Annotated in this window: 7 protein-coding genes; 6 read left to right on the top strand and 1 reads right to left on the bottom strand. The window is 67.6% G+C overall.

The annotated features are described in order from the left end of the window. Window positions 1-229: 229 nt before the first annotated feature. The 4 genes from ACWD6R_RS37690 to ACWD6R_RS37675 all read left to right on the top strand — a co-directional run bounded on the left by ACWD6R_RS37690 (window position 230) and on the right by ACWD6R_RS37675 (window position 7,889). Entirely contained in the window at window positions 230-3,556 is a 3,327-nt protein-coding gene (locus ACWD6R_RS37690; protein ID WP_451822871.1) for a S8 family peptidase, read from the top strand. Between the two features lie 29 nt (window positions 3,557-3,585). Continuing rightward, complete coding sequence (locus tag ACWD6R_RS37685) at window positions 3,586-4,197, top strand: hypothetical protein (RefSeq protein ID WP_451822870.1); 612 nt, start codon at window positions 3,586-3,588, stop codon at window positions 4,195-4,197. 100 nt (window positions 4,198-4,297) lie between these two features. After that, window positions 4,298-5,293 carry a helix-turn-helix domain-containing protein gene (locus ACWD6R_RS37680; RefSeq protein ID WP_451822869.1) on the top strand — a complete coding sequence of 332 codons (996 nt, stop codon included), beginning with the start codon at window positions 4,298-4,300 and terminating at the stop codon, window positions 5,291-5,293. 550 nt (window positions 5,294-5,843) lie between these two features. Beyond that, the gene (locus ACWD6R_RS37675) at window positions 5,844-7,889 is read left to right on the top strand and encodes an alkaline phosphatase family protein (RefSeq protein ID WP_451822868.1); all 2,046 of its coding nucleotides are present in this window, start codon (window positions 5,844-5,846) and stop codon (window positions 7,887-7,889) included. A 735-nt stretch (window positions 7,890-8,624) separates the two neighbouring features. On the opposite strand, the gene ACWD6R_RS37670 is transcribed toward ACWD6R_RS37675, so the two are convergent. Continuing rightward, the gene (locus tag ACWD6R_RS37670; RefSeq protein ID WP_451822867.1) at window positions 8,625-9,983 is read right to left on the bottom strand and encodes a replication-relaxation family protein; all 1,359 of its coding nucleotides are present in this window, start codon (window positions 9,981-9,983) and stop codon (window positions 8,625-8,627) included. 373 nt (window positions 9,984-10,356) lie between these two features. Here ACWD6R_RS37670 and ACWD6R_RS37665 point away from each other — a divergent pair, with 373 nt between their 5' ends. Both ACWD6R_RS37665 and ACWD6R_RS37660 read left to right on the top strand, forming a co-directional pair. Further along, window positions 10,357-10,803 carry a hypothetical protein gene (locus ACWD6R_RS37665; RefSeq protein ID WP_451822866.1) on the top strand — a complete coding sequence of 149 codons (447 nt, stop codon included), beginning with the start codon at window positions 10,357-10,359 and terminating at the stop codon, window positions 10,801-10,803. A 125-nt stretch (window positions 10,804-10,928) separates the two neighbouring features. Then, window positions 10,929-11,318, top strand: a complete 390-nt coding sequence (locus ACWD6R_RS37660; protein WP_451822865.1) for a hypothetical protein — start codon at window positions 10,929-10,931, stop codon at window positions 11,316-11,318. Window positions 11,319-11,438: the final 120 nt, after the last annotated feature.

Below are 11,438 nucleotides of genomic sequence, written 5' to 3'. Positions count from 1 at the left end.
CATCGAGAGGAGGCCACCGGCAGACCCCGGGCCCGTGGAACCCGGCGTCATCCGGCACGACAGCCGACGCGCACCCCTGACCGGCACCACCCACGCGCAGGGATCAACGCGACATCACGGGCGCAAGATCAACCGATCCGCGTCGTGAAACAACGAGGCCGGGAACGAGTCGGTTCTCTTTCACACCGTCACCAGGAACGGCCAGCTGTACGTCGTACCGGAGGACGCGTTGTCGCTGCTCCGTGCCGATCTGCTGGACTGGGAGCTCTTCAACCTCGCCAAGCTGGCCGATTGGGCGGCCGAGGGCAGGACCGGTGAGGTCCCGGTGATCGCCTCGTACACCGGAAAGACCAAAGCTCGGACGGCGGCGACCGCCACCGGTACCACAGCCAAGGCCGTCCTCCCGAGCATCAACGCCCGCTCGATGACCATCAAGGGCAACGGCCAGTGGTGGCGAGAGTTACGGAAGAAGAGCGCCGGCAAGTCCGCCTCCGCCGCCCGGGCGACCGGCCCGCTGGCCGGGGTGGAAAAGGTATGGCTGAACGAGCTGACGACGATCCAGCTCGATAAGTCCGTACCGCAGATCGGCGCGCCTGCCGCCTGGAGCCGTGGCTACGACGGGTCGAACGTGAAGGTCGCGGTGCTGGACAGTGGCATCGATGCCACCCACCCCGATCTCGCCGGCCAGATCGCCGAGGCGGTCGACTTCACCAACAGCCCGAACGGGCCGGTGGACGGAAACGGACACGGTACCCATGTGGCGGCCACTATCGCCGGCACCGGCAAGGCCTCCGACGGGCTGCGTCGCGGTGTGGCGCCTGGTGCGAAGCTGCTCATCGGCAGGGTCTGCGACAACGACGGCAGGTGCGCCGGCGACACGGTCATCGCCGGCATGGAGTGGGCCGCCAAGTCCGGTGCCGACGTGGTGAACATGAGCCTCGGCGGCCAGGCCACCGACGGAACGGACCTGCTGAGTAAGACGGTCAACAGGCTCAGCACTGGCTACGGCACCCTGTTCGTCATCGCTGCGGGCAACAACGGCCCGAAGTCCGGGACTGTCGGGTCGCCAGGTGCTGCCGACGAGGCGCTGACCGTCGCGGCCGTGGACAAGAGCGACCAGATGGCCCCCTTCTCCAGCCGCGGGCCTCGCCTCCGGGACGGCGCGGCCAAGCCTGACATCGCGGCCCCGGGCGTCGCCATTGTCGCGGCCCGTGCCAAGGGCACCGCGATGGGCAAGCCCGTGGACGACTACTACACGTCCGCCAGCGGCACCTCCATGGCCACCCCGCACATGGCCGGCGCCGCGGCGATCATCGCCCAACAGCACCAGGACTTCACCGGACGGCAGATCAAGGCGCTGCTGATGGCGACCGCCAAGGACGTCGGCCATGACCTGTACGCGCAGGGCGCCGGCCGGGTGGACCTGGCCCGTGCGATCGATCCGAAGATCATCCCGGACGGAAACCTGAACTTCGGCCGATCCGAGTACCCGCACTCGCCGGTGTCCAGGACGGTCACCTACAGCAACTGGACCGACGAGCCGATCACGCTGACGCTCTCCGCCTCGGCCTCCTCCTCGGGCAAGCCCGCACCGGCGGGGCTGTTCAAGCTCAGCGGCGACCAGGTGACCGTGCCCGCCAAGGGCTCGGCCGACGTGACGGTGACCGTGGACGGCAGGGTGCTGGAGGGTGCCGGGCAGTACGGCGGATACACCGGCGTCCTGACCGCCGAGGACAGCGCGGGAACGATGCTGGGATCGTCGCGGATCTCGGCGTTCCTGGAGCCGATCCGCCACGACCTGACCATCAAGGTCGTTCCTCCGGCCGGCGCCACCGATGTCTCGTACGGCAACGCGCTGATCGTCCCCGTGAACGAGGACAAGCTGAAGCTGTACGACGACCCGCTGGCCGTACCGGGCGGCGAGACAACCAAGGCACGGGTTTTCTCCGGCACTGTCATGGCGGCCCTCGCGGTGACCTGGCGGGACGCGGCCGGCGATCTGCACAAGGCCGCACCGATGGCACCCCAGGTGGAGGTCACCGGACCGACCACCGTGGAGCTGGACCTGCGGAAGGCCAAGCCGGTCAAGGTGAACGCCCCGGAACCGGCCGAGACCTACCGCGCGGTCTTCAAGGAGCAGCGGACCTCCGTGGACGGCAACTGGGGGCTCACCGCACAGCTGGTCACCGACTACGGTCCCGGTGAGCCGAACTGGTGGGCACTGCCGACCGGTGAGGTCAGCCTCGGGACACTTGCCTTCAGTAGCCAACACGTCCTGGTACCGCCGTCGGTGACGATGAAGGTCACGGGGAACGGTGACTCCTTCGACCTGGACGCGCGCTACGCGACACCGGACACCTCCATAAACGGCGGCGGCCAGTCATGGAAGGAGGACGGGAAGACCGTCACCCGACTTGTGCGGTCAACGATTCCCCGTCTGCCCACCAACGTTCAGAAGCCCGTCGTCTACGCGGGCACCGGCTCGGCCGAGGATCTCGCCAAGGTCGATGCCAAGGGTGCGCTGGTACTGCTGAGGCCGACCGACATCTGCGGGACGACCTGCGGCGACTTCACCGCACTGCGTAAGCGAGTGGCGGCGGCTGCCGCCGAGGGTGCGGTCGGGGTGCTGGTGGCCGGCGAGACCGATCGGATCGCCCTGCTGAAGTACGAGTCGTGGCGGAACTACACATGCGCGAACGGTCCCGACAGCTGCCCGCCGGTCGAACCGTACGCAGCGCTGCCGATCGTGACCGTACCCCCGGCCGAGGCCGCCACGCTGATCCGGCGGATCCAGGGCGGGGCGACCTCCGGTGTCAAGGTGGAACTCGGCGGCAACAGCGAAGTTGCCAAGACCTACGCGCTGGCCTTCAACACCAAGGGGCGGATCCCCGCCAACCTGCCGTTCCAGGTCCTGCCCGAGGAGCTCGACCGCGTCGATCACCGCTTCCACGCCGACCGGCCTGGCGCGGTTCCCTACTTCAGCTGGAGCCGGACCACCAACTCCGGCCCGTCGGCAGTGGACATGGGCCTGCCCAAGCCGGCCAGTCAACGGCAGATCACCACATTGGTCGGGCCGCGGGACGACAACGTGATCGACCACTTCGAGCAGTCCGTCAGGGAATATGTCGCGCCGTCCGTGGCGAATGCCTCGGGCACGGGCGAAGCTCAGGACCTGGCGCTCGGCAGAAAGAACACGATCGACTGGAACGAGGGTCCGTCCCTCCCCGGCGCGGTCCCCCAGGTCCGCACCAAGTCGGGCTTCACCGTCAGCACCGGCCTGCCGTGTGCCGGCTGCCGGGAAGCCGACCGCTTCTGGCCCACCCTGTACCTGACCGGTAGTGGGGGCGGTCGCCAGGCCGTGATCGGCATGGTCAACGACTCGGGTGTCGCCCAGTTGATCTACGGGATGGCGAACTGTGCGCCCCCCGCCTGCGGCGTAAGCCTCTTCAACGACACCGGCGACGAATTCCAGCAACGGCTCGTCCCGGCCAGGTTCATCATCGAGCTCGGCGAGCCCGGCAACGTGCCGGACCTGGTGTCGGGAGGCCGGCCGTGATGACCGAAGCGATTAAGGAGACTGGTCCGATGAACACGACCGCGCCATCGAGGTGGCGCCGTACGGTGAACCTGGCGGCGTCGGCAGCCGTAGCCATTCTCGCGCTGACGGGGTGCGCGGTCGGCGCTGACGTCGTCACGTACGACCTGCCTGCACAATCAGCCCGCTACTCGTTCCAGGCGGAGACCAACGGAGTCAAGACCGCGTGGGAATACACGTCCGACCGGCCGACCAAGCCTGACGTGCCGACGTCGCAGCCGTGCATCGCGGACACCCTTGTCAAGGACCCAGGTGCGTGCCGTCCGGAGCCGTTGATCTTCCTGCGGTACGACCTGGGCCTGGACCTGGACAACACCGCCAGGGCCGACGGACTCCACCCCATCACCGTCACCGGCTACTACCAGGACCGGCTCAGCAAGCCACCGACCGTGACCGAGTTGCGGGCGGAAGCCAGCTTCGACGGCGGCAAGACCTGGCAGCCGGCGGGCTCCCAGGCCAAGGGGCAGAACACCTTCACCGTGAAGATCAACCACCCAAAGCGTGACAAGGCTCCCGGAGGAGTCGCACTGCGGATCACCGCGACCGACAGTGCGGGAAACACCGTCAAGCAGACGATTCCCAAGGCGTACCAACTGCGCTGAGGTGAAGCGGTGAAGCGGTGAACCAAACCGGAGGGGGCGCGACCGGGGCGAGATGTGAGTTTCGCCCCGGCCGTCTCTCGCGATTTCGTGGAGGATCATCATGCTGTCAGACGTGCTGGGGCTGACCCCCGAAGAGGCAGAGACCTACCGCACCCTGATCTCGGTAGCCTCCGCCACTCCCGCCGAACTCGTCGAACTCGTCGGCTGCGACGCCCGCCAGGTCGTGCGCGTCCTCGACATACTCGCAGACCGTGGGCTCGCCGCGCGCAGCCTCGAGGACACCACCCGGTTCGTGGCCTCCCCGCCGGCGGCGGTACTACGGGCTCTCCTGGCCCAGCGACAGAACGAGCTCAAGCTGGCGGAACTCGAGCTCGACTCCCTCGACGAGATCTATCGCGCGGCCCTCGGGCGCGGCGTTGCGGACGTCGTCGACGTGATCCACGGCAGCAAGGCCATCCGCGAGCGCGTCGGACGCATGCAACTCGGCGCACGGAAAGAGGTCATGAATTTCGCGAAGGCGCCGGTCTTTTCGACCGGCAACATGACCGACGGCACGGTCATCGCACGCGGCGTCCGTTACCGCGTGATACTCGAACGTACGATGCTCAACGAGGGAGCCCCGTCGTTCGACGAAATCGTCCAGGCGCGAGCCGCAGGAGAAGATGTCCGAATCGCTGAGACGCTGCCACTGAAACTCTTCATCGTGGACCGCGAGTTCGCAATCGTCCCCCTCCTCGGTTCGAGCAACGCCACCAAAGCGGGAGCCCTGCTCGTGCACGAGAGCAGCCTGCTCGACGCGCTGATAGCACTGTTCGAGTCCGAATGGGAGAAAGCGACGCAATTTGCCACCTCTGCAGATACCTTGGGGAAAGCGCCCGCCATCGATGACCTGGATGCCCAAATCCTCAGCCTTTCGCTGACCGGCCTCACCGACCAAGCGATCGCCACCCAACTGCGCACCTCCCTGCGGACGGTGCAGCGCCGGATCCGGTACCTGATGGACGCCGCGAAGGTGCACAATCGCATGCAGCTGGGCTTCCAGGCCGCACGGCTGGGCTGGCTCGAAGCCGAGCGAGACGGCAACCGGATCATATGAGGCCACCGACACTGCGGCGCGTGGTCGTGCCGGGGAGCGCCGCCAACCCCAGCCCGCGCTCACCACCCCTGGCCTCGCTCGATGCGGGTCACATACTGACTTCGGCTCGTCAGGGTGACGTTGGGGTGTCGAACCACCACCGAAAAACCCCGCAGATCATCAGCGTGCCGGTTGCCCGAGTCAGCGCGTGCTCCTGGATGTCGAGCAGGAAGCCATCGCAGCCGGCACAGCCGAGGGCATCGCCCGCGCGGTCATCCGCTTCGCTGCCTGCTCACCGACCCCGACGAAGTCGTCGCCGTGACGCTGCAGCAGTTGATGGCCGTCGCCCGGGGCCGGGCCCTTCGCATGGTTCTCGGGTGTGACCCGTCCCTGCGCGGCCGCGTTTGAGGGAAGTTCACCGATCGTTACCGGGCCAGATGCACGGTACATCTACGCTCCTGGCTGCCATGAATGGACGCGAAAGCACAGAGGGAGCACCACCGTTTGCATTTCCGGTGAGCTTGGCGCGATGCCGGCCCGTGTGCTGTCGCACTAACAAGGAAGCACCAGCATGCGCATACCGCGCCCAAGCATCCGAGGCCTGATGGCCTCGGCTCTGCTGGCATGTATCGCCCTTCCGGGTACCGTCTCCGCGGCCGCGGCGACTCCGGACGCCGCGCCTTCGGACGCCAAGTCTTCGGTTGTCGTGGGATCCACCGCGGTTCCCAAGCCTGACCACGTGGTCATGGTGATGATGGAGAACAAGGGCTACAACGACATCCTTCGGAACTCGTCCACCAAGCCTCAGGACCAGGTGCCGTACATCAAGTCCCTGGAGGCCCAGGGCGCGTCGTTCACCAATTCGTACGGTGTTACGCACCCGAGCCTGCCGAACTACTACGCGCTGCTGTCCGCCTCGGACATCGTGAAGAGCAGCGCCTGGCCGGATCCGCAGTCCGTCGACACGGACAACCTTCCCAACCAGCTGGTGACCCACGGGTACAGCTTCGCGGACTACGCCAACCAGGGTCTGCCCACGCAGTGGCTCCGCTACAAGAATATTCCGGGCACCCCGGGCAATCTGAACCCGATGGACAAGCGGCAGGAGGAGTTCCCGACCACGCCGGACGGGTTCGCCAAGCTGCCCACCGTCTCCTTCTACGTGGGCAACGGCCAGCAGAGCATGCATGACGGGACCCTCGCGCAGGGCGACGCCTTCGTCAAGAACACCTTCGACTCGTACATCCAGTGGGCCAAGACGCACAACAGCCTGTTCGTGCTGACCTGGGACGAGGACGACTTCACCCCGGCCAACCACATCCCGACGATCATGGTCGGGCCGATGGCCAGGGCCGGCGAGTACGACCAGAAGATCAACCACTACAACGTGCTGCGCACGCTGCTGGACATGTACGGCCTGGACCACATCAACCACACGGCCGACGCGGACGTCTCCACGATCACCGACGTGTGGGACACGTCGAAGACCGCACGCCTGCGCGGCATGGCCGGGCGCTGCCTGGAAAACCACCAGACCAATCCGGCGAAGCCGGGCGCGCTCGGGCTGTGGCACTGTGAAGCCGCCGCCAACCAGCAGTGGATCAGGCACGCGGACGGCACGATCCGCCACTCCGACAAGTGCCTTGCCGCCACCGCGAACGGGACCGGGACCGAGCTCGCCGACTGCGACGGCACCCCCGCGCAGACCTGGCAGCCAAAGGCCGACGGTTCCCTGCTCAACCCGGCATCCGGCCGCTGCCTGACCGTCCCCGGCTCCGACATCGCCAACGGAACCCCCGCGGAACTCCGGGACTGCGACGGCAAACTTCACCAAAGGTGGGAGGTGCCCGGCTTCATGGGGGTGCACCACTCGCTCACGGTCGACACGCCCTCGGTCTTCAAGCCCGGCTCCGCCGTCACCGTGACGACCACCTACACCAACGACAGCAGCCCGGCAGCGCTTTCGGACGCCTCCGTCAGCCTCACCGTGCCCAGCGGCTGGACGGCCGAGGCCACCTCGCCCACCACGTTCACCACGGTCAAGCCCGACCAGTCGGTGAAGACCACCTGGGCGGTCACCGCCCCCGCGGACGCAAAGCCCAGTGCCTACACCCTGTCCGCACAGGCCACCTACAAGAACGCCAACAGCACCGACAAGGGCACTGGCACCACGTTCCACCCGGCGATCGTCCCCCAAGGCCAGATGCGAGTGGCCGAGGCCGACAGCGAGGAGACCGTCGGGGAGGACGGCCGCGCAGCGAATGTCCTGGACGGTAACCCGGCCACCATCTGGCACACCAAGTGGTATGGAGGAGCCGACCCGCTGCCGCACCACATCGTGCTCGACCTCGGTGAAGAGCTCGAGGTCAGTGGCCTGCGTTACCTGCCCCGCCAGAACAGCGCCAACGGCCGGATAGCCGGATACGAGGTCTGGGCGAGCACGGACCGCACCGCATGGACCAAGGTCGCCACCGGGACCTTCCCGAACACCACAGCCGAGCAGACCGTCACTGTGAACGGCACGCCGGCCCGCTATCTCAAGCTCGTCGCCACGTCCTCTCACGCCGGACCGTACACGACGGCCGCCGAGCTGAACGTCACCCGAGTAGTGCACTGACCACCCGGAGGGGCCGGTCCGACGCACGCGGCGGACCGGCCCCTCCGACGATCACGCGGTCATCACACGGACGGCTGCGCCGGGTCCCGGACAGACGAGGGTGAGCAATTTCTTCAGGTTGGTGATCCGCCCGCCGCGCCAGTCCCCCTCTGCGTCGTACACGCCGGCGACCCGGATCAGGGCGTCGGCTCTCGTTCAGCACTCAGTGATCGTGGTCGCATGGAAGGCGCAGCCCGCCTTCGGCCGGCCGCTGGGCCTGCCACACCGCGTCGGCCATTGCCGACGCGACTCGTCCTCTGAGCGCGCAGCGCCCGGCATGTTCCCCGAGACCGCCCGCCCACCCCCATCCATCAGCAGCGATCCCAGGCGCAGAGACGGCCGCACGAGGGGAAGTCGGGACACTCACCAAGCGAGAACCCAATGCTGAGCAGGGCGAACTCATAGCGCCAGCCTTTTCCTGGGCAACCCCTGTTACACCCCCTGTTGCACCGGCTGTTGCCCCCTCTGTTACACCCCCTGTTGCACCCTCTATCGGCAGGTTGCCGGGCCTGACCGGCCCGGACCGGGCACCAGACCGACACTGAACGTGTCCGCGCGGGAGAACTCACCACGCGGGCACGCCGGGCAGGTCGGTGTGGTGAGTTTGTCGGCTGCCGCTCGGCGGGTGGAACAAGATCCGACACCAGTCCCTGAGGTACGGGCAGTTCCAACAGCTCTACGGTCCGGATCGGCTCTCTACCGTCCTTCCGCGCGGGCGCGGAGTCGGGCGAGGATGCCGTTGTCAACTGCTTGGTGCTCTCGTTCGGCTTCGCGGCGTCCGCGTTCGCATGTAGGGCACAGACCGCCTTCGGCCGGCCGGTAGCCGCCGGCGTCTTCGTCGTCGGCGTCGACGTCATCGCCGCACGAAGGGCACTGCCACACGGCCTCCTCCCAGCGCTGCAGCTCCACCTCGCGCTCACGCCGCTCCTGAGCGCGGCGGGTGTCTTCTTCTGCGCGACGCTTGTCCACCCGGTCGAGGTAGTCGTCGTGGGTGTTCGTGTTGGTGAGGGCGTCGGTGATCGGCTGCCAGTCGGTGCGTCCGAAGCGCCACCAGACCGGGCCGTGGGGGCCGTGGGTGCGGAGCTGGTCAAGGTGGGTGGCGATGACGGGCACGGTGTTGGTGTAGTTCCACCACCCGTCTGCCTCTTCCCCGTTCTTGGGCGGGGCGAGGCGGGCACCCTGATAGTTCTCCCAGCGGCCTTCCCAGTACGGGCGGGAAAGGGTGCGGATGTTCTTCATCCGGTTCATGCGGGCTTCGGTGCCGACGTCCTTGGTGAAGACGAGGGCGAGGGGCGGGTAGCCGCCCCTGCCGGAGTCGTCCCACAGCGTCGACCACATCGCGATGTCACGCCCGTGGTGGTCCTTGACCTTGCGCTGGAAGAACCGCCGGTAGCGTTCAATCTTCGCGGCGACAACCGCGGCCGGCTCGGTGTGATTGTCGACCTCCACGAACAAAACCGACACCTGATCCTCAGGCGCAGTCAGCACCGCATCCGCACGCAGACTGCCCTTCGCCGGTGTCGTGAACGTGCCCGCGACCGGCAGCGCCACCTCGGTCTCCCAGCCCCGCAGATGCCCCAGCCCCCGCGGGCGGACCGCAAGTACCCGCTCGGGGGCGGGGCGCGTGATGCGGCGGGCGACGGGCTTCGTCGGCAGCGGCGGCGACTGACGGAACGCGTCGATCGTGTCCGTCACCGCCAGGGCATGCGCGGCGCCGGCCTTCGCCGCGTCCCGCGCCGTGCCGCCCATATCCTTAACCGGCCGCCCCAGCTCCGACGCCGCCGCCGCCAAACCGGCCGTCGTCAGGTTCCACAGATCACGCCGCACCGGCTGCCCGTTCACCCCCGCCCTGGAAGTGCGGCCGACCGACTCCGCCAGGCCGGCATGCCGCAGATCCTTGCACGCGTTGCGCACCGTCTGCAGATCCGCCGTGCCCGGCAGCACCAACTGCCGCAGCTGCTCCGCCGTCGCCACCTTCACCACGCCCAGCGCGAGCAGCACCAGACCGCGCGCCCGGGCCGTCGAGTTGTACGGCCACTGCGCAGACTTCCCCATCCCGCTCCCCATCCATCCGGTGACCGGCACCGCGCCGAACAGCGCGACTGCCCACGGCCCGCGCCGCCGCGACCTGGTCCGACACCCCCTTCACCAGCAACACAGAGCAGGTAAAGGGGGGGTCGGACCAGCGGGCAAGCCCCGAAACAGATGCTGACCTGCACGGACACCGGTCATCCCGCCAGTGATCACTGTAGGGGAGAGTGTAGGGGCAACTGTAGGGCGGGCTGTAGGGAAAAACACAAGGCACGACCAGGGCCTGACGACTCACCGGCCACCGTGCGAGGCAGGCACCGCAACCGCTGGCACACTGCTTGCGCCGGGTGGCGGCTGGGTGCTGGACGCGCTGGCTCTGCCGGACCAGGGTGTGGGGATGAACGACAACGACCATGCAGATGAGACGCCGCAGGACCGGATGGCGAAGGTCGCGCTCTACCTGGAGTCGGTCAAAGCCCGGATGCCCCCAGAGCAGTTCGAGACGCTGCACCAGGCCGTGCACGAGATGATCCACCTGATCGCCGACGGCCACGAGGGCTTCCTGGAAGCCGGCGACCACAAGGACTTCACGGACGACGTCCAGAAAGAATTCCTCACCGTGATGGCGATCGTGACGACCGGCCGCATGGACCACCAGGTCGTGGACATGCCCGGCCCCGACGGCAGCCCCGGCTACGCAGTCGTCACCCCAGAACTCGCCAACGACCCCCAAGGACTGGCAGAGCTCCGCGACAAGCTCCACCACCACGCGACCGAACGCAAAGCCATCGACGCCGAGCTGGACGGCATCGCCCGCGCCAGCGGCATCGACACAGACGACTGACACCATCCGCCCTGCCGTGCACAGCTGGCGGGGAGCACCCGACCACCGAGCCAGCCGTGGTGAGTAGCCGGCAGTCCGCTCGATGGTGAAAGCAGGACCGGCAGAGCTCCGATACCCCGCATCCAATGCCGCACCAACAGAAGAGCCGGCTACGGACCAACCAGGTGACGAACACGCCGCCCGCTCGCGCGTCACGGGTAGGCGTGTACTGCGTAGGAACGTGGAACCGCGAGCGGCGCCTGCTCAGGCACGGCGTCACCGTCGTCGCGTCGCAGGCCAACAGGCCGGGGGCGTACCTATACACGGACAACACCGGCACGACCCGCGTCCTCTCGCACATGGGCTTCGAACCGTTCGTCCGGGCCAGCTACGACCCACGGGACCCGTCGGACGTGCTCGTACCTCAGGCGCCGTTCATGCGGCGCTTCAACGCGTTCGTCCTCTTCTGCGGACTCAACGGCGCCGGGCTCGCGATCTGGATGACTGTCATGGCCGTCCTCGACGAGGAGCTTTAGCTAGCCCGACACGCCCAGCGGCTGTCTCAGACCCGAATCCGCAGGTAGTGGCGGTGTCCGGTAGCTGATACGACGACAGGTGCGCTTCGAGTTTGAGAAGATCGAGGTTCCTACGCCTAA

The organism is Streptomyces sp. NPDC005151 (assembly GCF_053599875.1).
The sequence above is the reverse complement of the archived record's forward strand: the minus strand, read 5'-3'. Positions and strand labels throughout refer to the sequence as shown.

Bases quoted from the DNA above. Each gene is read 5' to 3' on its own strand.
- ACWD6R_RS37685 (WP_451822870.1), top strand. From the start codon at position 3,586: ATGAACACGACCGCGCCATCGAGGTGGCGCCGTACGGTGAACCTGGCG.
- ACWD6R_RS37680 (WP_451822869.1), top strand. From the start codon at position 4,298: ATGCTGTCAGACGTGCTGGGGCTGACCCCCGAAGAGGCAGAGACCTAC.
- ACWD6R_RS37675 (WP_451822868.1), top strand. From the start codon at position 5,844: ATGCGCATACCGCGCCCAAGCATCCGAGGCCTGATGGCCTCGGCTCTG.
- ACWD6R_RS37670 (WP_451822867.1), bottom strand. From the start codon at position 9,983: ATGGGGAAGTCTGCGCAGTGGCCGTACAACTCGACGGCCCGGGCGCGC.
- ACWD6R_RS37665 (WP_451822866.1), top strand. From the start codon at position 10,357: ATGAACGACAACGACCATGCAGATGAGACGCCGCAGGACCGGATGGCG.
- ACWD6R_RS37660 (WP_451822865.1), top strand. From the start codon at position 10,929: ATGCCGCACCAACAGAAGAGCCGGCTACGGACCAACCAGGTGACGAAC.